The 22,467-nt window shown below is 42.3% G+C and carries 21 protein-coding genes; 17 read left to right on the top strand and 4 right to left on the bottom strand.

Annotated elements, in window-relative coordinates; all coding sequences use genetic code 11:
• Positions 1-382 precede the first annotated feature (382 nt).
• Both IEY09_RS03100 and yaaA read left to right on the top strand, forming a co-directional pair.
• The gene (locus IEY09_RS03100; protein WP_037421222.1) at positions 383-1,849 is read left to right on the top strand and encodes an alanine/glycine:cation symporter family protein; all 1,467 of its coding nucleotides are present in this window, start codon (positions 383-385) and stop codon (positions 1,847-1,849) included.
• 108 nt (positions 1,850-1,957) lie between these two features.
• A complete protein-coding gene (gene yaaA, locus IEY09_RS03095) occupies positions 1,958-2,731 on the top strand; it encodes a peroxide stress protein YaaA (protein ID WP_109277787.1) in 774 nt (257 codons plus the stop codon).
• Between the two features lie 101 nt (positions 2,732-2,832).
• Here yaaA and IEY09_RS03090 read toward each other — a convergent pair whose 3' ends face one another.
• Positions 2,833-4,239, bottom strand: a complete 1,407-nt coding sequence (locus IEY09_RS03090) for a M28 family metallopeptidase (protein WP_037421215.1) — start codon at positions 4,237-4,239, stop codon at positions 2,833-2,835.
• Between the two features lie 135 nt (positions 4,240-4,374).
• On the opposite strand from IEY09_RS03090, the gene IEY09_RS03085 reads away from it, so the two are divergent.
• Positions 4,375-4,671, top strand: coding sequence for an ArsR/SmtB family transcription factor (locus tag IEY09_RS03085; protein WP_006084975.1), 297 nt, complete (start codon positions 4,375-4,377; stop codon positions 4,669-4,671).
• 60 nt (positions 4,672-4,731) lie between these two features.
• Here IEY09_RS03085 and rpsT read toward each other — a convergent pair whose 3' ends face one another.
• Positions 4,732-4,998: a 30S ribosomal protein S20 gene (gene rpsT, locus IEY09_RS03080; RefSeq protein ID WP_037421209.1), complete on the bottom strand. Its 267-nt coding sequence runs from the start codon at positions 4,996-4,998 to the stop codon at positions 4,732-4,734.
• A 252-nt stretch (positions 4,999-5,250) separates the two neighbouring features.
• On the opposite strand from rpsT, the gene murJ reads away from it, so the two are divergent.
• From murJ to IEY09_RS03020, 12 genes are all read left to right on the top strand, one after another.
• Positions 5,251-6,810, top strand: coding sequence for a murein biosynthesis integral membrane protein MurJ (murJ, locus tag IEY09_RS03075; protein ID WP_188869789.1), 1,560 nt, complete (start codon positions 5,251-5,253; stop codon positions 6,808-6,810).
• Between the two features lie 65 nt (positions 6,811-6,875).
• The gene (gene ribF, locus IEY09_RS03070) at positions 6,876-7,811 is read left to right on the top strand and encodes a bifunctional riboflavin kinase/FAD synthetase (protein WP_055648482.1); all 936 of its coding nucleotides are present in this window, start codon (positions 6,876-6,878) and stop codon (positions 7,809-7,811) included.
• A gap of 32 nt (positions 7,812-7,843) precedes the next feature.
• Positions 7,844-10,666: an isoleucine--tRNA ligase gene (gene ileS, locus IEY09_RS03065; protein WP_037421199.1), complete on the top strand. Its 2,823-nt coding sequence runs from the start codon at positions 7,844-7,846 to the stop codon at positions 10,664-10,666.
• Between the two features lie 9 nt (positions 10,667-10,675).
• Positions 10,676-11,188, top strand: coding sequence for a signal peptidase II (gene lspA / locus IEY09_RS03060; RefSeq protein ID WP_037421196.1), 513 nt, complete (start codon positions 10,676-10,678; stop codon positions 11,186-11,188).
• Complete coding sequence (gene fkpB, locus IEY09_RS03055; protein ID WP_037421195.1) at positions 11,188-11,610, top strand: FKBP-type peptidyl-prolyl cis-trans isomerase; 423 nt, start codon at positions 11,188-11,190, stop codon at positions 11,608-11,610. The genes lspA and fkpB overlap by 1 nt, the downstream gene beginning before the upstream one ends.
• Position 11,611: 1 nt before the next feature.
• A complete protein-coding gene (gene ispH / locus IEY09_RS03050) occupies positions 11,612-12,568 on the top strand; it encodes a 4-hydroxy-3-methylbut-2-enyl diphosphate reductase (RefSeq protein ID WP_037421194.1) in 957 nt (318 codons plus the stop codon).
• Positions 12,569-12,760: 192 nt separating this feature from the next.
• Entirely contained in the window at positions 12,761-13,348 is a 588-nt protein-coding gene (pilV, locus tag IEY09_RS03045) for a type IV pilus modification protein PilV (RefSeq protein WP_037429624.1), read from the top strand.
• Between the two features lie 13 nt (positions 13,349-13,361).
• Positions 13,362-14,321 (top strand): PilW family protein, encoded by a 960-nt coding sequence (locus tag IEY09_RS03040; RefSeq protein ID WP_188869787.1) that lies wholly within the window; start codon positions 13,362-13,364, stop codon positions 14,319-14,321.
• An 11-nt stretch (positions 14,322-14,332) separates the two neighbouring features.
• Positions 14,333-14,761, top strand: a complete 429-nt coding sequence (locus IEY09_RS03035; RefSeq protein ID WP_037429627.1) for a pilus assembly PilX family protein — start codon at positions 14,333-14,335, stop codon at positions 14,759-14,761.
• A 13-nt stretch (positions 14,762-14,774) separates the two neighbouring features.
• Positions 14,775-18,260 (top strand): pilus assembly protein, encoded by a 3,486-nt coding sequence (locus IEY09_RS03030; RefSeq protein ID WP_037429629.1) that lies wholly within the window; start codon positions 14,775-14,777, stop codon positions 18,258-18,260.
• Positions 18,261-18,266: 6 nt separating this feature from the next.
• Complete coding sequence (locus IEY09_RS03025) at positions 18,267-18,659, top strand: type IV pilin protein (protein WP_037429631.1); 393 nt, start codon at positions 18,267-18,269, stop codon at positions 18,657-18,659.
• A complete protein-coding gene (locus IEY09_RS03020; protein ID WP_037429632.1) occupies positions 18,656-18,964 on the top strand; it encodes a TapY2 family type IVa secretion system protein in 309 nt (102 codons plus the stop codon). Before IEY09_RS03025 ends, IEY09_RS03020 begins: the two co-directional genes overlap by 4 nt.
• 150 nt (positions 18,965-19,114) lie before the next feature.
• On the opposite strand, the gene IEY09_RS03015 is transcribed toward IEY09_RS03020, so the two are convergent.
• Positions 19,115-19,609, bottom strand: a complete 495-nt coding sequence (locus IEY09_RS03015) for a GspH/FimT family pseudopilin (RefSeq protein WP_055648542.1) — start codon at positions 19,607-19,609, stop codon at positions 19,115-19,117.
• A gap of 275 nt (positions 19,610-19,884) precedes the next feature.
• Positions 19,885-20,397, bottom strand: coding sequence for a GspH/FimT family pseudopilin (locus IEY09_RS03010; RefSeq protein ID WP_055648541.1), 513 nt, complete (start codon positions 20,395-20,397; stop codon positions 19,885-19,887).
• A 244-nt stretch (positions 20,398-20,641) separates the two neighbouring features.
• Here IEY09_RS03010 and glnB point away from each other — a divergent pair, with 244 nt between their 5' ends.
• Together glnB and IEY09_RS03000 are read left to right on the top strand one after the other, a co-directional pair.
• Complete coding sequence (gene glnB / locus IEY09_RS03005) at positions 20,642-20,980, top strand: nitrogen regulatory protein P-II (RefSeq protein WP_011073353.1); 339 nt, start codon at positions 20,642-20,644, stop codon at positions 20,978-20,980.
• Between the two features lie 192 nt (positions 20,981-21,172).
• Entirely contained in the window at positions 21,173-22,462 is a 1,290-nt protein-coding gene (locus IEY09_RS03000; protein WP_037421015.1) for an NAD(P)/FAD-dependent oxidoreductase, read from the top strand.
• Positions 22,463-22,467: the final 5 nt, after the last annotated feature.

Below are 22,467 nucleotides of genomic sequence, written 5' to 3'. Positions count from 1 at the left end.
TACTATATTTGTAATTTTATTACAAAAATGTGCCCTACATCCAAATTTTAAAACTTGTGTTTGTCGTTAACGCATGTGAATGAAGTTTGTTAAATTGTTAATTCAATATTAACAGTAACTTATCTAAGCTTTATGAACGTGAGCTTGTAGCTATTTAACAATGTAAACCTAGGCTTGATCACATGAGTAATTTCGAATACTGTGCTATTTTGCTGCGTTGAATTCGGTAGCCGTGATGTTGTAAATTCACGGAAGGATAATTTGAAAGAATAAATCTACCGATATTCTTACCTTTATTTGGAAGGATTCATTCACCACAAATGTTGCACCTCGCTAAGTATAGGTGGGGGAGGGCATTTGCTACGGGAAGAAGTAAAATAATATGTTAGAAACGATTGTAAACTTTTTGAACGCACTGCTCTGGGGCAAATTGCTCGTTTACGGACTGGTGGGTGCGGGGCTCTATTTCACCTTACGACTTGTATTTATTCAACTTACACACTTCAAACACTCTCTAAAAGTCATGACCATGAGCCGCCAAGGCTGTGAAAGTGGTTTGTCTTCATTCCAAGTATTCTGTACGAGTATGGCTGCCCGAGTGGGTGCCGGAAACATGGCGGGTGTAGCGGTGGCCATTGGCTCCGCCGGACCTGGCGCTGTCTTTTGGATGTGGTTAATTGCCATGTTGGGTATGGCAACGGCTATGGTAGAGTCCACTCTTGCGCAGGTTTATAAGGTGCGTGATACCAACGGCCAATTTCGTGGTGGCCCTTCTTATTATATGGAGAAGGGACTTGGTCAGAGATGGATGGGGGTGTTGTTCGCTTTCTTCCTGATCATCGCTTTTGGTTTGGTGTTTAACGCGGTGCAAGCCAATACCATTACGGGGGCGATGGAGCGCGTGTTTGGCTTCGATCCGACCTATGTCGGTATCGGCTTAGTGTTAGCCAGTGGTTTTGTTATCGTCGGCGGCTTACGTAAAGTTGCGCGAGTATCTGAGTTTATCGTGCCAATTATGGCGTTGGCTTATATTCTAATAGCTTTCATTATTGTGTTGTTCAATTTAGAGCAATTACCCGCAGTTATTAGCCTGATTGTAAAAAGTGCTTTCGGTTGGCAAGAGGCAGCAGCAGGTGGCGTTGCTTATACAGTCGCTCAGGCGATGCAAGCAGGTATTGCCCGTGGTTTGTTCTCAAATGAGGCGGGGATGGGCAGCGCGGCAAACGTGGCGGCGAGTGCCTCACCTAATCCTAATCATCCAGCATCTCAGGGCTTTGTGCAGATGATGGGAGTTTTTGTTGATACTATTGTTATTTGTACCGCAACGGCTGCCATTATCTTGTTGTCTGGTGACATAGGTTCTAGTGATGATGGTATTCGTCTTACTATTAATGCGATGTCGAATCATGTTGGTGATTGGGGCGGTGCCTTTATTGCGATAGCGATTTTTCTATTCTGCTTTACCTCAATCATTGCTAATTATTCCTACGCCGAAACCAATGTGATGTTCTTAACGGGTAACAGTACTAAGGCGTTACCGTTATTTCGCCTGTGCGTATTAGGCATGGTGATGTTTGGTGCCGTAGCCAAAATCAGCTTAGTGTGGAACTTAGCCGATGTGTCAATGGGGCTAATGGCAACGGTCAATATCGTCGCATTGTTGCTGTTATCTGGCTTGGCGATACGGGTTATCAACGATTACTGTGAACAATTAAAGAGTGGCAAAATGCCTGAGTTTGACCGCAGTAAGTTCCCCGAATTGATGGAACAACTTGATGATGGCATTTGGCAGGACAATAGTGCCAATGAGTTGGCTAAATCGCGTACTGAATCTGCGGTTAGTCGCTAAGCTCAAGTTCACTGATTAGCGCTATCGGAAAAACCACGTCATCCGTACGTGGTTTTTTTATGCTTGTTCAGTATCATAGTGGCGTATTTTATTTGTTGGAGCGTGTTAATGTTGATTTTGGTTTCACCGGCGAAAACCCTAGATTTTGAGCAACCTCCCTTGACTCAAACCCATACTCGGCCCGATTTTTTAGCTTATAGCCAAGAGCTCATTCAAGTTTGCCAACGGTTAACCCCCTGTGACATAGCAACATTAATGAAGGTCAGCGATAACATTGCGGGCTTAAATGCGGCACGTTTTGGCGAGTGGACACCCGATTACAGTATTGATAATGCTAAGCAAGCTATTTTCGCTTTTAGAGGCGATGTTTACACAGGTTTTGATGCTGAGACCCTGACACCTGAACAGCTTGAACGTAGTCAGTCGCAGTTGCGCATTTTATCTGGGCTATACGGGTTACTGCGGCCATTGGATTTAATTTTACCTTATCGCTTAGAAATGGGGACGGCCCTTGCCAATCCTAAAGGTAAGAATCTCTACGATTTTTGGGGCAACACTCTCACCGTAGCGGTCAATAATGCGGTCGCTGCGCAGGGGGATGAGATCATTATCAACCTTGCATCCAATGAATATTTTAAGGCGATAAAGCCAAAGCAATTAGCAGGACAATTAATCACTCCTGTTTTTAAAGACTTTAAAAATGGTCAATACAAAGTCATTAGTTTCTTTGCGAAAAAAGCGCGGGGAATGATGGCAAGATATATTATTGATCAGCAAGTGAGTTCGATTGATGAATTAAAAGCATTTGATGTGGCAGGTTATTACTACAGTGAAGAATTGAGTAAACCGAATGAGCCAACATTTTTACGTGAAGCGCAATAACGTATTACGGCTTAAATAAAAAGAGCTGCTTAGGCTTAATGCCAGTCAGTTAAGCTGACTGGCATTTTTCTTCTTATGGGTGAATGATTTACTTATGCGGCTTATTTCGATTCAGTGCTAATGGGCGTTAACACTAAATTTGAGTTTGCCATGATATAAGCAAATTGAGCATATGCCGCCACATTTTGTGCCAGAGCCTTAGGATTGATTTTATCTAAGGTATCGTTAGGTGTGTGGTGATAATCGAAGTAATCGTGGCCATCCTGTCTTAATGATGCAACAGGTACGCCTAATGCGGGTAGCATAGAGACATCAGGTCCGCCAGAGGCCTGATTATTACCAAGGGCGACACCGTTGTATGTCATTGGTTTAATGCTCTCTTGAACTTGGGCGAAAACGTTGTCACTTACTTTAGTATCGATTTGATAAATCGGACCCGCGCCGAAATCTGATTCTGCAGCAATATAATGTAGAGGTAACTCGGCTTTGTGTGCTTCAGCATAAGCCTTACCCCCCACTAAGCCAATTTCTTCGGCTGCATATAGTACTACTCGCACTGTACGAGCGGGCTTTTGTGGAAGATCTTGAATATGTTTTGCTGCCGCTGTCACAATCGCAACGCCAGCGCCATCATCAATTGCACCTGTACCTTCATCCCATGAATCTAAATGGGCACCAATCAGCACGATTTCGTTAGGTTTACTACTGCCAGTGACTTCTGCAATAACGTTGTAAGAGGTATTTGTACCTAAATCCTTCGGTGACATATGTAGCTCGAGCACCGCATTCGGATCGCGTTTTAACATAGCATCGACTAAGTCTGCATCGGGATTAGACATCGCCGCAGCAGGGATTTTAGTCACACCATCTTGATAACGCATCACGCCAGTGTGTGCCATGCGGTCATGGTCGGTGCCTATTGAGCGAATGACGATTGCTACGGCTCCCTTTTGTGCTGCTGCGACTGCGCCCTTCGAGCGGCCGCCGACACTTTTACCGTAACCTTCACCAGTTATATGACGCTCCGTTTTTTGATCGATAAAGGCAATTTTACCTTTTACATCATCAGGGTTGGCTTGTTGTAATGCTTCTAGGCTATCAAAGCGAGCTATTCTAGCCCTAATGCCCGTTACTGGCGTTGCAATGCTGCCACCCAATGCAGTAATCACCAAAGGTTGCTCTACCGGAGAGATAATCTTGGCTTTGGCTTCTCCACGTTCCCAAATAGGAACCTGTACTGGCTCTTTATAAACCTTATCAAACCCGAGGCTGGTTAACTTATTCATTGCCCAGTTCACGGCAATAATGTCTTTTGGACTACCAGCAAGGCGCGGTCCTACTTCTACCGTAAGAGATTCGACAATGTCATATCCAATCGAAGAGGCTAAAGCGGTTTGTTGTAATTGAGAAGGGATATCTGTTTTGACTGGTGTTTCGATATGAGTTTGGCAAGCGCTCAAACCACTAATAAAAAGGCCTGTTATCAACGTTGTTTGGTAGGGTTTCATAGGTTTCCTTTGTTTTTATTAAGCATGTCCCACTTTTGAAAACAATCTAGCAAAAAGTGTGCTTTATGTCCCGACTATATCTGTAAGGCAACGCTATATTAGCGCAGGGGTTAGTTTTAGGAGAAAATGTGCGTAATGAATATTGAATTAATGCAGGAGCGAGCCGATCATGCCGTGGTGCTATTAAAGGCACTCGCAAACGAACGCCGTTTATTTATCCTTTGTTATTTACTGAATGAAGGAGAAATGTGCGTTGGCGAAATGAATAAAAAATTAGGCTTAAGTCAATCGGCACTATCACAACACCTTGCTTGGTTACGCAAAGATAATTTAGTAACCACACGCAAAGAAGCGCAGACCGTATTTTATTCACTGAAGAGTGATGAAGTGCGTGAGATGATCCATTTACTAAACAATATTTATTGTCATTAATGGTTTTCAGCAGATATAAAAAAACCGGCAATTGCCGGTTTTTTTTATTTACTAAGATAATTAAGCAACAAGCGCTTTGATCTTAGCGTTCAAACGAGCCTTATGACGAGCAGCTTTATTCTTGTGAATAAGGCCTTTAGTCGCCATACGGTCAACGATTGGTTGTGCAGCAGCGAAAGCTTCGGTTGCTGTTTTGTGATCACCAGCTTTGATAGCTGCGATAACTTTTTTAACGTATGTACGTAACATTGAGCGACGGCTGGCGTTATGCTGACGACGCTTTTCAGATTGAAGCGCGCGCTTCTTTGCAGACTTGCTATTAGCCAAGGTGCAACTCCTAAAAACTGGATTTGATACTTTTAAAGGCCGAGGAATATGCCTGCATTTAGTCACTTTGTCAATGACTATGATTGAATAATCATCATAAAGATAAATTAATTCAACCTGCCTTGGCTATCTTCAACCCAACTCGTGTAATATGTGGCGCAATTCTAGCAGCTATTACCGCAGTGTGACAGAGCCTGAGTCGATTTTTTGAGATGAATCACCTAATCCATTCGATATAGGTCTGGGGGACGTTTGAGTAAAAAATTATTGAAGTCAGGCATGATTGTTAGTGCTATGACATTGATTTCCCGTGTTTTAGGTTTGGTTAGAGATGTTGTCGTTGCCAATTTAATGGGTGCAGGGACAAGCGCAGACGTTTTTTTCTTCGCGAATAAAATTCCTAACTTTTTACGCCGATTATTTGCTGAGGGGGCTTTTGCTCAGGCATTTGTTCCCGTACTGACCGAATATCAAGAAAAACACACTTCGGACGAGACTCGAGAGTTACTCAGTAAAGTGGCGGGAACCTTAGGGCTGTTGGTGACCATTGTGACGCTTGTCGGTGTCATCGCATCGCCTGTGTTGTCCGCCTTATTTGGTGGCGGCTGGTTTGTGGCTTGGCTTAACAATGAGCCCGATGGCGCTAAGTTTGAGTTAGCAACGGTCGTACTAAAAATCACTTTTCCTTATCTGTGGTTTATCACCTTTACTGCTTTAGCGGGCTCAATCTTAAATACTCGAGGACGCTTTGCTGTATCGGCTTTTACGCCAGTGTTTCTAAATGTGGCCATTATTGTGGCGGCAATGTTTTTCGCGCCGACGTCTTCTCAGCCCGAAATTACCTTGGGATGGGGGGTATTTTGCGGTGGTTTAATTCAGTTTTTATTCCAAATTCCGTTTCTGCTCCGAGAGAAAGCGTTAGTAAAACCTTCGTGGGGTTGGCAACATCCCGGGGTTGTGAAGATTAGAACTTTGATGATCCCTGCATTGTTTGGGGTTTCTGTCTCACAAATCAACTTGTTATTTGATACCTTTATCGCCAGCTTCTTGATGACTGGTTCTATTAGTTGGCTCTATTATTCAGACCGATTATTAGAGTTTCCACTTGGTTTATTTGGTATTGCTATTGCAACCGTGATTTTACCCGCGTTATCGCGAAATCATGTGAATGCAGAAGGAGATGGCTTTGGTAACACCATGGATTGGGGAATTAAAGCGATTTTATTACTCGGTTTGCCTGCGATGATGGGGTTGATAGTGCTCGCGCAGCCTATGTTAATGGTACTGTTTATGCGCGGCGCCTTTACTATCAATGATGTGCAAATGGCCTCTTACAGTTTGATGGCTTACGGAAGCGGTTTACTGAGTTTTATGTTAATCAAGGTCTTAGCGCCAGGATATTATTCTCGCCAGGATACTAAAACCCCCGTACGCTATGGCATCATCGCTATGATCACCAATATGGGCTTTAACTTAATATTTGCAATCCCATTTGGTTATGTGGGTTTGGCGATTGCTACATCCATGTCAGCCTTGCTTAATGCCACATTACTTTATCGCGGCCTGCATAAAGCAGGGGTTTATCGTATTACCAAACCAACTATGGTGTTTTTCCTTAAAGCCGTGGTCTCTACGGCATTGATGGTGGTAGTCTTGTACTATTTATTACCCACGCAATCTCAATGGGTAGAATGGCATTTAGCTTTACGTGCTAAGGCTTTGATTGGCTTGATTGCTGTTGGTGCTATGACGTATTTACTTGGCTTATTGGCGTTAGGAATTCGTCCTTGGTCAATGAAACGGGGAGTTTGATTGCTGATTCTTATCGTTAGCTGTTATATAATCAGCCGATTTGCGCTTGGCAGTTGTCTAAAGTTATGGAATTAATCCGCGGTATACATAACATTTTGTCATCTCACCATGGCTGTGTGCTGACGATAGGTAATTTTGATGGCGTGCATCGCGGCCATGCACAGGTGATTGCTAATTTGGTGCAAAAGGCCAAACAGCTTTCATTACCTCCGACAGTGATGACATTTGAACCTCAACCACAGGAGTTATTCCGTGGTGAGAATGCGCCCGCGCGTCTGAGCTTATTGCGGGACAAAATCATCCTGCTCGATGAGTTAGGCGTTGAACGGTTAGTGTGTGTTAACTTCAACCGTGCCTTTGCAGATCAACCAGCGGAGCATTTCATCGAAGAACTGCTGGTGCGCAAGCTCGGGGTTAAATACCTCGTCGTTGGCGATGACTTTTGCTTCGGTCAAGGCCGAAAAGGCAATTTCGAAATGCTGATGCAGGCGGGAGTTCGTTATGGCTTTACCGTGGTCAGCACCCAGAGTTTTATGGTGGGCTCGCAACGTGTGAGCTCGACCGCGGTAAGAGAACAATTGGCTAAAGGAAACCTGGAGCAGGCGAGACGCCTACTCGGTCACCCCTTTACCTTAAGCGGCCGTGTGGCCCATGGCCAAAAAATTGGCCGAACCATAGGTTTTCCCACCGCCAATATCGCCCTCAAGCGCAATGTGGTGCCAGTGCGCGGGGTGTTTGCGGTGAAACTCTATTGGGAAGATAGCGATATTTATGAAGGGGTTGCCAACATTGGTTTCCGCCCGACCGTAAATGGTCAAGTTTGTCAGCTTGAGGTGCATCTTTTTGATTTTGAAGGTGACATTTATGGCAAGCATGTTGAGGTTGAGTTAGTGGCAAAACTTCGCGATGAACAACCTTTTGATTCATTGGATGCACTAAAACAACAAATTTTGAATGATGCAAATGAGGCCAGAGCTTTATTTGGTAACGATGCAGGCTGATATTTATCAGTTTAATTAACGGTATAGGATCAATGAGCGACTATAAATTTACTTTGAATTTGCCGGAAACTGAGTTTCCGATGCGTGGTAATTTGGCAAATCGCGAGCCAGAGATGTTAGAGCGCTGGACGAAAGACGGTCTGTATCAGCAGATCCGTGATAGCCGAATTGGCCGCACACCTTTTATTTTGCATGACGGCCCACCGTATGCGAACGGCAGCATTCATATTGGTCACTCAGTCAACAAAATTCTTAAGGACATTATTGTTAAGTCAAAAACTATGTCAGGTTTTGACGCGCCTTATGTGCCGGGTTGGGATTGCCACGGTCTGCCAATTGAACTGAAAGTTGAGCAAAAAGTCGGTAAGCCTGGTCAAAAAATTTCTGCGGCCGAATTCCGTGAAGAATGCCGTAAATATGCTGCCGAGCAAGTCGATGGCCAACGCGAAGATTTTATTCGTTTAGGCGTGTTAGGCGATTGGCAAAAACCTTATCTAACAATGGATTTTGCCACTGAAGCCAATATTGTTCGCTCTTTATCAAAAGTGATTGAAAACGGTCACTTACATAAAGGTGTTAAACCTGTTCACTGGTGTACAGACTGTGGTTCTGCCCTTGCTGAAGCCGAAGTGGAATACGAGGATAAAACCTCTCCCGCTATTGATGTGGCCTTTACTGCAACTGACAGCAAAGCCGTTGCCGCTCAGTTTGGTGTAAGCGATTACTCACATCCAGTCGCTATGGTGATTTGGACAACCACACCTTGGACGCTGCCTGCGAACCGCGCGTTATCTATCAGCCCTGAGCTTGATTACAGCTTGGTTGAATTTGTGAAAGAGGGGGCGACTCACGCGGTTATTCTGGCCGACGTGTTAGTTGAAGCTTGTATGACGCGTTACGGCGCCGAGAGCCATAGCGTGTTAGGTAAAGTTAAAGGTGTAGCGCTTGAATTGGTTCGCTTTAAGCATCCATTCTTAGCCTTTGACGTCCCAGCGATTTTAGGCGACCACGTGACCACTGACGCGGGTACTGGCGTGGTTCACACGGCACCAGGCCACGGTCAAGACGACTTCGTGGTAGGTCAAAAATACGGTTTAGAAGTGGCAAACCCAGTTGGTGATAACGGTGTCTACAAACCAGATACTGAGTTCTTTGCTGGCCAACATGTATTTAAAGCAAACGACAATGTGGTTGCGCTGCTGAAAGAAAAAGGCGCGCTATTACACCATGTTGCGTACCGTCACAGCTATCCACACTGCTGGCGCCATAAAACGCCCATTATCTTCCGTGCTACGCCGCAATGGTTTATCTCAATGGATAACCACAACCTGCGTAAGCAAGCATTAGGTGAAATTGAGCAGACTCAGTGGATCCCTGACTGGGGCCAAAGCCGCATCGAAAAGATGGTTGAGAATCGCCCTGATTGGTGTATCTCCCGTCAACGAACTTGGGGCGTACCAATTACATTATTCGTACACCGCGAAACTGAAGAGCTGCACCCTGACAGCGTGTCATTAATGGCACGTGTAGCTAATCGTATTGAGCAGGAAGGCATTCAAGCTTGGTGGGATCTCGATGCTGCTGAATTACTCGGGGAAGAAGCTGAACAATACCGTAAAGTGACCGATACCTTAGACGTATGGTACGACTCAGGTTCAACCTTTGCTTCAGTGGTAGGCGCGCGCCCTGAGTTTCATGGTCATGGCGTCGATTTATACCTCGAAGGTAGCGATCAACACCGCGGTTGGTTTATGTCATCATTGATGATTTCTACCGCGATGACTGGTAAAGCACCTTACAAGCAAGTGCTTACCCACGGCTTTACCGTTGATGGTAAAGGTCGCAAGATGTCGAAATCTATTGGTAACGTGATTGCGCCGCAGCAAGTGACTAACAAACTAGGTGCGGACATTTTGCGCCTATGGGTTGCAGCAACCGACTACAGCGGTGAAATGACTGTATCGGATGAAATCTTAAACCGTAGCGCCGATGCTTATCGCCGTATTCGTAACACCGCTCGTTTCTTACTGGCGAACCTTAATGGCTTCGATCCTGCTAATGACTTAGTGGCAGTAGAAGATATGGTGGCGTTAGATCGTTGGGCTGTGCGCCGCGCGGCCGCTCTTCAGCAAGAAATTATCGAAGCTTACGAGCAATATAACTTCCATATTGTGACGCAAAAGCTGATGCAGTTTTGCTCGGTTGAGCTAGGTAGCTTCTACTTAGACATCATTAAAGACCGCCAATATACCGCTAAGCAAGAGGGCCATGCCCGCCGTAGCTGTCAATCGGCATTGTTCCATATCGCCGAAGCTATGGTGCGTTGGATTGCGCCAATCCTGAGCTTTACTGCCGATGAAGTGTGGCAATTACTGCCAGGTCAACGTGATGCTTACGTGTTTACCCAAGAATGGTATCAAGGTCTGCAATCTATCACTTTAGATACTGATTTAAGCGATGCGTACTGGGAAAATCTGCTGACTGTACGTAACGAGGTCAACAAGGTCATCGAGCAAGCGCGCCGTGATAAACGTATTGGTGGCTCCTTAGAAGCCGAAGTCACACTGTTTGCTGATGCGGCGTTAACTGAACAGTTAACGCACATTGGTGATGAGCTGCGTTTCGTCCTGTTAACTTCAGAAGCTAAAGTATTGCCATTGGCAGATGCGACAAGCGATGCCGTTGAAACTGAGCTGGCGTCATTGAAGTTAGTGGTAAATGCAACAACAGCAGAAAAATGCGAACGTTGTTGGCACCACAGGGAAGAAGTGGGCACGATTGAGGCTCACCCAACGCTGTGCCATCGCTGCGTAACCAATATTGAAGGTGACGGCGAAGTTCGTCTGTTTGCGTAAAGGATCTGTATGCCATTAACTTGGAAAGACAGTGGCTTACGTTGGTATTGGGTAGTTGTATTGGTGTTTTTGGCCGATCAACTATCCAAACAATGGGTCTTAGCCAATTTTGATTTGTTCGAATCGGTGCAGTTATTACCTTTTTTTAATTTCACCTATGTACGTAACTATGGCGCCGCATTTAGCTTTTTAAGTGAAGCGGGCGGTTGGCAACGTTGGTTATTTACCTTAGTGGCCGTTGGTTTTAGTACCTTGTTGACTGTGTGGCTGCGTAAGCAAGCGGCATCCCTATGGAAGTTAAATTTGGCTTACACCTTAGTGATTGGTGGCGCCTTAGGTAACTTAATCGATCGATTGATGCATGGTTTTGTGGTGGATTTTATCGATTTTTATTGGGGTAAGAGCCATTATCCCGCCTTTAATATCGCCGATTCCGCGATTTTTATCGGCGCAGTGCTGATCATTTGGGATTCGTTTTTTAACAGCAAATCCGAACAAGATAAAACCGAAGAGGTGAAGTAGTGACTGTGACACGTTCGTTATTGTGCCATATGAATATTGTGCTTGAAGATGGTTCGACCGCCGATAGCACTAAAGCCTCGGGTAAGCCAGCACGTCTCAATATCGGTGATGGTAGTTTAAGCCCAGCATTTGAAGCGCAGCTTGCCTCCTTGAATGAAGGTGATAAGCACAGCTTTACGCTTGAAGCGGTCGATGCGTTTGGTGAGTCAAATCCCGATGCTATTCATTATATGGATAGAACCCGCTTTCCAGCCGACATGGAGCTAGAAGTGGGTGTTATCGTCAGTTTCGCTGGTCCTGGCGGCAGTGAGATACCTGGAATTGTGCGTGAGGTTGCGGGCGACTCGATAACGGTCGATCTCAATCACCCTCTAGCGGGACGCAAAGTCACATTTGAACTCGACGTGGTGAAGGTATTTTAAGATGAAATTAGATCCTACCAGCCCAAGTTTAAATATTATGCTGGCAAATCCTCGCGGCTTTTGTGCTGGTGTGGATCGTGCCATTAGCATCGTTGAGCGTGCGCTCGAGTTATTTTCACCACCGATTTATGTTCGCCATGAGGTCGTGCATAACCGCTATGTGGTGCAAAATTTGAAAGACCGCGGTGCTGTTTTTGTCGAAGAGTTAGACCAAGTGCCTGATAACAATATTGTTATCTTCAGTGCTCATGGGGTTTCTCAGGCGGTACGTGCCGAAGCTAAAGCGCGTGGGTTGCGAGTATTCGATGCAACTTGTCCATTAGTCACCAAAGTGCATTTGCAGGTCACTCGAGCAAGTCGCAAGGGTATTGAATGTATTTTGATTGGCCATGCGGGACATCCTGAAGTTGAAGGCACCATGGGACAATATGATAACCCTAATGGTGGGGTTTATCTGATTGAATCCCCGGCAGATGTCGAGACTTTAGAAGTTCGCGATCCTAATAACCTCTGCTTCGTGACTCAAACGACCCTCTCGGTAGATGATACTCTCGATATCATTAGCGCCTTATTAAAGCGTTTCCCGTCCATTGAAGGCCCTCGTAAGGATGATATTTGCTATGCGACGCAAAACCGTCAAGATGCGGTGCGTAACTTATCGGCCGATGTTGATTTGTTGATTGTGGTCGGTTCGAAAAACAGTTCTAACTCTAATCGCTTACGTGAATTAGCATTAAAAACGGGTACAGAGTCTTATTTGGTTGATACTGCAGATGATATTGATTCATCTTGGTTTGAGGGTGTAACTAAAGTTGCTGTAACAGCTGGCGCGTCTGCACCAGAGGTTCTTGTACAGCAAGTGGTTCAAGCCATAGCGAAATTAGCGCCAAGTGTGGTGACTGAAGTCGAAGGACGAAAAGAAGATACTGTCTTTGCCGTACCCGCTGAACTACGTTAATTAATGTAGAAAATAGTAGTCAATTGAAAGAGGCCAATGGCCTCTTTTTTATTGTCTAAGTATGACTAAATTCAAACAAAGCATAATGAGATTGCAGCTTATATGCTATTGTTACTGGCCACTTACATTTTACTCATCTATTATTAACTGTTAGCAATGGTTTTATCGTAAGATTAAGATTTAAAAGGGTAAATAGCTGAAAAGCATGTCAAAAATATGACTAAATTCGAACGATTGACACATCAAGAATTTCAACGAGGCTTCTCACTAATAGAAGTGCTTGTTGCATTAGTGATCTTAGTGATTGGCCTGATCGGTATTTTTAATTTACACATAGTGGCTAAGCGCGGCAGCTTTGAATCTTTTCAGCAGACACAAGCTTCTTACTATGCCAACGATATTATTAACCGTATGAAGCTTAATCGAACGCAATTAGCCAATTATAGCGGAGAATATACTGGAACGCTGGCTAAGCCGGCTAAAGAGTGTGATGTTGCTGTTGGCGCAGTCAGTTTATGTTCTCCAGCTGAAACTGAAGCTTGGGACCTTTATCAATGGGAGCAGAGTTTCATGGGCGCTGCGGAAATCGTTGATGGCCAAAATGTCGGTGGATTAGATACTCCAACAGCTTGTATAGCCATTGATGGAACGACGGTGACTGTTGCCGTGGCGTGGAGAGGTATTCGTGAGGGAGCCGGCACAACATACACAGGGAATGAATGTGGTGAAGATCTTGGCACTCGTCGACGTATTTTTGTCGTATCAACAGTGATTATTTAGGCGAGCAGACAAAATGACGAATTTTCAAAAGGGAATGTCGTTAGTGGAGTTAATGGTTTCGATGCTGATCGGGCTATTTCTTACGCTAGGGCTGTTCTCTATGTTTAGTATGTCATCTTCAAATGTGGTAACGACTAGTCAATTCAACCAATTACAAGAAAATGGCAGGATTGCATTGGCGCTGATGGAAAGAGATATTACCCAACTCGGCTTTATGGGTGATATCACTGGAACCGATTTTGTACTTGGCACCAATATGACATTAAGAGATGGCATCGCGAATGATTGTATTGGGGCTGGGATAAATAATGGCACATTGCCCAATAATGAACCTGCACACTTTAGAAGACTGTGGGGATATGAAGCAGGTAAAAGTGCTGTGGAGTTAACGTGCTTAAATGGTGTTAATGCAAATACGGATGTGATCCAAATAAAAAGGCTGATCGGGCCTCCAGTTACAAATCCCAACGGAGAGCGCTATTACATGGCAGCAAATTCTAGTCAAGCGGTGTTATTTAAAGGGGGTAATCCTCCGAATCCTGCGCTTGAAAATGCACGATTTTGGGAATATCAACATCATATTTATTTTATTAAGAATGATGGTTTAGTACCGGTGTTAAGACGTAAAACGTTAACAAAAAACAATGGTATGAACAATGAAGAACAATTAGTCGAAGGCATAGAAAATATGCGTATTCTCTATGGTTTTGATAATGATGGCGATGATACCGCTGATAGTTTTATGCCTGCTGAAAATGTTACACCTTTAATGTGGGATAACGAATTATTTCAGCGTTTAGTTGCTGTTAGAGTTTATTTATTAGTTAGAGCAATCGATGAAGATAAAAGCTATACAAATGATACGACTTACACTTTAGGTGACAAGGAAATCAAAGGATTAAATGACCACTTTAGACGAAAAGTGGTTTCAACCACTATGGTGCTTGCCAATCCTGTGTTAATTCGCAATTAGAGGACGAATAGATGAGAAAGCAGAAAGGGATAGTATTATTTTTCGCACTCATTGTACTGCTTTTAATGACAATAATAGGTGTCGCCTTAGCCGTCAATTCAACCCAAGCCATACGTATGTCTGGAGCCGGAGCTGAGCGGATTGAAGCTAAATCAATTGCTGATGGTGGGCTACAGCAAGTGATACTAAAATATGAAGGCATGCTATTGGCGAATCTAAATGTTGCTACTACGGAAAAACTTTTTAATGGTGTACAGCAACTTACCCCATACCCCCTTACAGGAGTTAGAAATGTAGCCTGTCAGCGAACAGCAAACGCAACTGGGGCTAATTTAGTGAATTGTCGCCGAGTGGAAATTAGTAGTACAAGAACATTTGGTCGAGATGACTTAGGTCAACTAACCGTTGTATCAGGTGTAGAGCAGCAAGTCTTGCCTTAATAGGATTAATATCATGTTAAACAAATTGCTCATTGGAATATTTATAGTTATCACTTTTTCAGCAGGCTTGACGTTTGCTGATGATACTGAACTCTATTTGGTGGATTCAACAGTTAGAACAGGCAAACGCCCGCAGGTACTCTTTATTTTTGATAATTCTGGCAGTATGTCCACCGTGGAAGAAAATGCTGTAACTTCTTATTGCTCTGAGGCAGATAAAAATGCAGGAGTTTGTACTTATCCTGATGGATTTGGAACTTTTTTGGAGAATTACTCAGGTTATATTAACGACAAGGGAACCTACTGGAATGCAGGGGGAATTGATAATACTAGTAATATGCCTACTCCCGATAAGCCTAATGATGGGAGACGATTTTATAAAGATAATAATAACTGCAATACAGCTGCAAAGGCTTTAGTTTCTAAAGGACGTTATACTGGTTATTTAAGAGAGTTTAGTAGCAACAGAAATACATGGAATAATCTTGCTGATAATAATGGTTTTAATCAAAATGATATTGTTGATTGCTATGAAGATATTTTAAATGCTGATCCTGTTAATCCGGGTAAATTGAAAGGTAACTCTTTTGCAAATGGTTATCCCATAAACAATAAATCGATGTATACAACCAGCGCTACCGAAACCGACCGCTTAAATAGTTTAAAAAACACTCAGTTTGGCTCAGGGCAACCAGTGACGCTTTATACTGCTCATTATCTAGTCTGGCACAAATGGGTTACGACAACTAAAGAAGGACAAGAGAGTGGTGGTGTTGGTACTCGTCTTGATGTTGCCAAGAAAGCATTAATTTCTGCTTTAGACTCACTTGCTGTACCAATTGATGCTAGTCTGGCTGTATTTAATCTTAATTTTCCTGATGAATCTAATGCTGATGGTGGCCGAGTTGTTTATGACTTGGCTGAAATGAATTCAGTGAATAAAACAAGTTTAACCAATTTAATCAAAGGTATGCCGGCGCAAACAAATACGCCATTATGTGAAACTCTTTATGAGGCTTACATGTACTTTAGTGGTGGTCCAGTAACCTTTGGAAATAAAGATACTGATTATAAGTCTTTAAATTATAAAAAAAATACCCCGCCAAGCATTCTAATGACAGGAAATTATTCAACTCCTTTTAAAAAATGTCCTGATACAGCTTATGTTATTTATATTACTGATGGTGCACCAACAGTTGATAAGTCAGCTGATTTACTAATTAAAAATTTAACTTCGACAGCTAAAAATAAAGATGCTGATTATACTATATTTAACTTTAAAAATCCTCAGAATGAAAATGATACTAGTTACATGCCGGCTTTAGCTGCCTATATGTACAACAATGATGTAGTTATCGGAAATAAAGATTCTATGGGAGTTGATAACAAACAAAATATTCGTATTTTTACTATTGGTTTTTCGGACGGTGCTGATGCGGCAGCAGATTTATTGGAAGAAACAGCTTTTAGAGGTGGAAATCCGCGCAATAGTGATGGTATTTCTAAAGGATACTATGTCGCAAAAAATGGTCTTGATTTAGTAACGGCTTTGGACGATGCGTTAAAATCAATTTTAACGATTGACTCTACGTTTACATCTCCAAGTATTGCCAGTAATAATTTTGATAAAACTCAAACCTATAATGCCGCATATTATGCTATGTTTCTGCCTGGAAATGGTCCGCGTTGGAGTGGTAACCTTAAAAAGCTAAAGGTGAACTCAGCAGGGGAGATTGTCGGTCCTGGCGGTAGCGCTAATGCTATTGATACAAATGGTAACATTTCTATTGATACATGTACCTATTGGAATGCTTGTTCCGGTGTAAACGATGGAAATAAGGTGCTGTCTGGTGGGGTATTACCGACATTAAGAAGCCAGCTTAAAAATCGCAAAATTTATACTAATAGCGGTACCAATCTAGTGAATTTGGCAACGTCTTCCTTCGTTTCTAGCTATTCACAAACTGATTTGGATTGGTTGTATGGTGTGGATGTCGATGATGATGATAATGACGATAGCACTTCAGATCCTAGGGAGGATATGATGGGCGATCCTCTGCACTCTAAACCTTTAGCAATTAATTTTGGATCTGCTACCACTATGGATGTGAGGATTATTCTTAGTACTAACCAAGGTTTAGTGCATATGTTTAAGGACTCCGATTTGGGTAGTGCAGATTATTCTGTGGGTTCAGTTTCTGAATCCTGGGCATTTATCCCTAATGAGCTTTGGGGCAATATTCCTAAACTAAGAAATAATCCTGCAACGGGTGTGCATTCTGTTTATGGGATGGATTTATCCCCAGTGGCTTACACAAAAACAGATAGTACGGGCAAAGTAAAAGATGCTTGGCTTTACTTAGGTATGCGTAGTGGTGGTACATCTTATTATGCTTTAGATATTTCAAAACCAGATTCACCAACATTTAAATGGATGATTAATTCTGATTCAACTGGCTTTGAAGATTTGGGCCAAACTTGGTCAGAGCCTGTTGTTACATTTTTAAAAGGAATTAGTGATCCTGTATTAATTTTTGGTGGAGGTATGGCATCGGCTCAAGGTTCTGGACAAGCGGTTTATATCGTAAATGCAAAGGATGGCACGCTTATCACAAAATTTACCGATACAGGTATGGGGAGTGTTGTTGCTAAAGTTGCTATACTCGATAGTGATAATGATGGTAATACTGACCGCATATACTCTAGTGATATTTCAGGCAATGTTTGGCGTATGGATTTATTTGGCACAGACAAGGATAAGTGGACAGTATTTAAGTTCGCATCCATTGCCGGGCCTGCACCGGATAATCGTATGTTTTTTGCGGGTCCAGTGGTTGCTCAGACTGAATTTAATAATGTGCATTCAGATGGCGCAACTTTAAGTTATCAAAAAATTCCTTATGATGCTGTGACGATTGGTTCGGGTAATCGTGATAACCCACTAGGCTTAAGTATTAAAGATAAATTTTATGTATTCCAAGACCGTAACGTTGTAACGCAAAATTTTACTACAAAGCCTGTAACATTGACTTCTATGGATCTTTATGATGTCACCAATTCAGCTCCTAGTGATAAAGATGGTGATATTGCATTTGGAAAAATGAAAGGCTGGCAGTACAGCTTTACAGCTATTGGAGAAAAGAGTTTATCAGCATCACTAATTTTTAATGGTAAAGTCTATTTTACCTCTTTTGTACCGCCAACTAATCAATCAGTTGATTTGGATTCAGGTGTGTGTGGTTTTTCAGGGCAAGGTAGGTTGTACGTGTTCGATTTGCATAAGGGGACTCGTTCTTATAGCCAAGTTTATTACGAGGTAGGTGAGCGGGTACCTGATACTCCCCAAATAGTTATTCCTAAGCCTAAAGATGGAGAAAAAGCTGAAGCGTATATTATTGGTGTAGGAAAAGGGGAGTGTGAGAATGGCGAATGCAAAGGAACCATTGGATTGGGTGGTGGTTTAAATACCAATAAAATTTATTACCATATAAATGAATAAGTAAATATGAAGATTAAAGATAAAGGATTTACATTAATTGAAGTGATGATTGTTGTTGTCATTATTGGCATTTTATCGGCAATTGCATATCCTTCTTATACTCGATACGTTGCGCAAAGTACGAGAGCTGAAGGATTGTCGGCGTTGATGAGATTAGCTAATTTACAAGAACAGTATTACTTAGATAATCGTAAGTATGCTACTGATTTAACTAAGCTGATAGGCGCAGATCCCTATATTACTGAACATGGTAATTATTCTGTGACATCAAGTGGTACAACATCATTTACGCTAAAAGCAGTCGCTCAAGGGATACAGGCAAGTCGTGATTCTTCCTGTGCTCCTTTGACCTTAACAGATACAGGGGCTAAAGGTCCAAGTGCGGAGTGTTGGAAATGAAACGAGTCATTCTCTCCACGATTTTGGTGTTGATATCGAGCAAAGTTTGGGCTGTTACTGGAAATCCTCAAGTCGAACAGGATTTCAAATGTTATGTAACGTTTAATAATAATGCTGAAATTGCTTTTTATCGTTGGAAGATGAGTGAAATGCCGTTACGAATGGCTAGCCTTGTAGGCACTCTTCGTCATCACTCAAATGATGGTAAAAAGTCATACATCAATGCAGTTGAAGAATGCGTTGAACTTAATGCTTCTTTCAACAGCCTTAAGGCTCAAGAATTGGATAAGTTGACACCTAGATAAACACTTTTAGTGATTCATTTTAAGCTTAATAAAAACTTAGCGCCAAAACGATGTTTTTAAACTCAGTATTAAAAATGCCAAATCGTTTCATTTGATTTGGCATTTTTGAAATTTAATATAGTGATAATTTGTAAGTGGATGCTCAGTCAGTTATAAGCAACTTTGGTTATCACTTCCCTCTTTAATTAATCCTGATGTACTAATTTTTATGCTTTTAGAACCATCACTTTCTCCACTTGGGCAATATATAATAGATGTTTCAGTAGATACTAGGCCATCAGAAGTAAAGTTCACGGTTTTATCTGTCGGGCCAGTTAGTGAAATCGTATCTTTAGAGTTAAATCCATCTATTACCTTTAGGACTTTTTTTGAACCATTTTTTTCAATATACACACTAAACCCCTTACTCCAGTCATTACCACAGGGGGAGGCTGCATAGGGGCATACTGTGACTGTAGAACCGTAATTCACCGCTTGATTTCGCGCAAAGGCAAAAAGGTCATTAATTTTTTGTATTTCATTTGCGCTACGAGTCGCTTCATACATTGCTGTAAAAGAGGGGACGCCAATAGAAAGAAGTAAAGCCGCAATTGCGATGGTGACCATTAGTTCAACTAAAGTAAAACCTTTTGAGAGAGTAAACATTGAATAATCCTCGCGTTAACTCGGTTAAGTATATGCGAGAGAGCCTACAAGATCAGTAACTATCTAAGATATTCAATATAACCAATAAGTTGTTTTACAGTGTCGTTTATAATTAGCACAGCCAATACACAAGGTTTAAATGGTTTTAGTTATGTACGAGTAATTTATATTCAGTATAGAGAAAGCTGATGCTCTGCATCTCAATACTGTGGCAGTGCATTAACAACTTAGCTGCATTCAATGGGTCGTGTACTAGCATATTTATCAATATGCATTTATTTACAGTCAATATTTTTTGCGGTAGATAAGCGAACTCGTCCCGCTTGATTGACCACTATTGCTTTAGAATTTTTGTTATCTATTGTTCGTGGGCAATATTTAAAGGTTCCGTTACTGCCTGATGCAAGCCCATCTGGCTGAAATCTTACAGAGCTACGGTTGTACTTTATAAAATCTTTGCTATCGAACTCATCAATAGTCATTATCACTTTATCATTTAAATCAAGTGTTTCAGCTGCACCTGAGTCAGTAAAAACTGAGATACCTTGCTGCCAGTTATCAGTGCAGTGTCCATTAACGAGAGGACAAGCAGTTACCCTATATCCGTAGTTTATTGCGGTGTTACGTGCAAATGCGAATGTTTGTTGAACAGTTTTTATATTCGAATCTGCTCTAAAATGGTCAGTTATGTCAGTATACGATGGAGCCCCAATCGTAAGGAGAAGTGTTGATATGGATAAAGTGGTGAATAGTTCTATCAGGCTAAAACCATTTTGATGGGTTTTCATAACAGTTCCTTTGTCATAAGTGTCCCGCGTCCAGCAGGGGTTTAAACATCAACAGCTAACTCCAAGTATAACTGTCAGGCTAGGATCTGCGATGTAATTTTTAGATTTTTATGTGCTAAGAACCGTTTTATAGAAACTGTGTTTTATGAGTAAAGCGATGCCAATGCTTCAATAATGCCTTAACCACGTGTAAGCTAGTGTTATTCTGTTTGATTATCTGTAAGCAAGTGCTGAGGAATGTTTGATGAAGAAAGTTGAAGCCATTATTAAGCCTTTTAAATTAGATGATGTGCGCGAGTCACTTGCTGAGATTGGGATCACGGGAATGACTGTGCTCGAAGTCAAAGGTTTCGGTCGTCAGAAAGGACATACGGAGCTTTATCGTGGTGCTGAGTATATGGTTGATTTTTTGCCAAAAGTAAAAATTGAGCTTGTGATCCAAGATGATCTCGTTGATCAAGCTATAGATGTGATTGTTGAAACTGCACGTACTGGTAAGATTGGTGATGGCAAAATATTTGTGACAGATGTTGAGCGGGTTATCCGGATTCGAACTGGGGAAGAAAACGAAGAAGCGGTTTAAATCTATTCTTTTAAAATTAGGGCCTGAGGGCCCTTTTTTGTTGCCTAAATTTTATCACGTAGCTCATTAAGTCGTTCGATTTCTGAAATATCTTTAATGTAAAATGGTCTGCTTAGTTAGACTAAAGTAGTTATCTCTTATCTGTTCCATGGTATAACTTAGCCACTTAAATGAGCTTGTGAGGTTGTTATTTTGGCTACGAAACGAATCGTGATTGTGGGCGGTGGAGCTGCAGGTTTAGCGCTGGCCTCAAAATTAGGCCGTAAGTTGGGCGGTGGTGATGTCGTCGATGTCTGCTTAATTGATAAAAGCCCTATTCATATCTGGAAGCCAAAATTACACGAAGTTGCTGTGGGGGTTATCGATCAGTCGATTGAGGGATTACTTTACAGAGATCATGGCCTTAAAAATGGATATCGTTATATTCGTGGTGAAATTGAGCAGTGTGAACCAGATGCAAAGACTATTCAGCTTGCTGCTGTATATAGTGATTCAGGAGAATTATTGCTTGAACCTCGTCAGATTGAATATGATTATTTAGTTCTGGCCTTAGGTGGAGTATCCAATAGCTTTAATACCCTAGGAGCGGAGCAACATTGTATTTTTCTCGATAGTTTAGATAACGCTAACTTATTTCATCAAAAGCTCTTGGATGCCTTGTTACAACTCAATGAAACACAAGAGAAAGTCAGTATAGGCATTGTTGGCGCAGGCGCAACAGGCGTTGAGTTAGCCGCTGAACTTCATCATGTGATTGAATCAGTTAAAGAATATGGTTACCTTAATATCTCAAAACATCATCTTGATGTGCATCTTATTGAAGCCTCTCCCAAAATTCTTCCCCAACTACCAGAGCGTGTAAGTGCTAGAGCCCAAGCCGTACTTGATAAAATCGGTATTCGTTTACACATCGGGGTGCAGGTAAAGGAAGTGACGCGTGACGGCTTCATCACTCAAGATGGTGATGTGATTGAGGCAGGCCTAAAGGTTTGGGCGGCTGGCGTTAAAGGTCCAAAAGCCTTCCGAAATTTTTCTAAACTGCCTATTACGCCGCGAAACCAAGTCGAAGTTGATGCCTGTATGCGGGTGAAAGGCCATCAAGATATTTATGCCATTGGGGATTGCGCCCTATTAATTCTCGAGTCTGGTCAACCTGTTCCGCCACGCGCTCAAGCCGCTGCTCAGATGGCAGATACGCTATATGAGAATATTGTGAACCGGCTACAAAATAAGGCTGAAAAGGCTTTTGTCTATAAAGATTATGGTTCCTTAGTTTCATTAAGCCGCTTTTCGGCCGTGGGTAATTTAATGGGGAATCTACGCTCTGGCACTTTCTTCGTTGAAGGCCATATCGCAAGGCTGATGTACATCTCTTTATATCAAAGGCATTTAGCAAGCCTATATGGCTGGTTCTCTGCGATTATTTATCGCATCGCACAAAAGCTACTCAAGTGGCAAAGACCAAAGCTGAAATTACACTAATGGTA

The sequence above is a fragment of the Shewanella xiamenensis genome, from assembly GCF_014647135.1.
GTDB lineage: Bacteria > Pseudomonadota > Gammaproteobacteria > Enterobacterales > Shewanellaceae > Shewanella > Shewanella xiamenensis.
Note: the sequence above shows the minus strand (reverse complement) of the source record. Positions and strands in the feature narration are given on the sequence as shown.

Excerpts from the sequence above, each read along its gene's own strand:
- yaaA (WP_109277787.1), top strand. The coding sequence starts at position 1,958 with ATGTTGATTTTGGTTTCACCGGCGAAAACCCTAGATTTTGAGCAACCT.
- IEY09_RS03015 (WP_055648542.1), bottom strand. The coding sequence starts at position 19,609 with ATGTTTACTCTCTCAAAAGGTTTTACTTTAGTTGAACTAATGGTCACC.
- lspA (WP_037421196.1), top strand. The coding sequence starts at position 10,676 with ATGCCATTAACTTGGAAAGACAGTGGCTTACGTTGGTATTGGGTAGTT.
- IEY09_RS03035 (WP_037429627.1), top strand. The coding sequence starts at position 14,333 with ATGAGAAAGCAGAAAGGGATAGTATTATTTTTCGCACTCATTGTACTG.
- glnB (WP_011073353.1), top strand. The coding sequence starts at position 20,642 with ATGAAGAAAGTTGAAGCCATTATTAAGCCTTTTAAATTAGATGATGTG.
- ispH (WP_037421194.1), top strand. The coding sequence starts at position 11,612 with ATGAAATTAGATCCTACCAGCCCAAGTTTAAATATTATGCTGGCAAAT.
- IEY09_RS03020 (WP_037429632.1), top strand. The coding sequence starts at position 18,656 with ATGAAACGAGTCATTCTCTCCACGATTTTGGTGTTGATATCGAGCAAA.
- IEY09_RS03025 (WP_037429631.1), top strand. The coding sequence starts at position 18,267 with ATGAAGATTAAAGATAAAGGATTTACATTAATTGAAGTGATGATTGTT.
- IEY09_RS03030 (WP_037429629.1), top strand. The coding sequence starts at position 14,775 with ATGTTAAACAAATTGCTCATTGGAATATTTATAGTTATCACTTTTTCA.
- ribF (WP_055648482.1), top strand. The coding sequence starts at position 6,876 with ATGGAATTAATCCGCGGTATACATAACATTTTGTCATCTCACCATGGC.
- IEY09_RS03085 (WP_006084975.1), top strand. The coding sequence starts at position 4,375 with ATGAATATTGAATTAATGCAGGAGCGAGCCGATCATGCCGTGGTGCTA.
- IEY09_RS03010 (WP_055648541.1), bottom strand. The coding sequence starts at position 20,397 with ATGAAAACCCATCAAAATGGTTTTAGCCTGATAGAACTATTCACCACT.
- ileS (WP_037421199.1), top strand. The coding sequence starts at position 7,844 with ATGAGCGACTATAAATTTACTTTGAATTTGCCGGAAACTGAGTTTCCG.
- IEY09_RS03040 (WP_188869787.1), top strand. The coding sequence starts at position 13,362 with ATGACGAATTTTCAAAAGGGAATGTCGTTAGTGGAGTTAATGGTTTCG.
- IEY09_RS03100 (WP_037421222.1), top strand. The coding sequence starts at position 383 with ATGTTAGAAACGATTGTAAACTTTTTGAACGCACTGCTCTGGGGCAAA.
- IEY09_RS03090 (WP_037421215.1), bottom strand. The coding sequence starts at position 4,239 with ATGAAACCCTACCAAACAACGTTGATAACAGGCCTTTTTATTAGTGGT.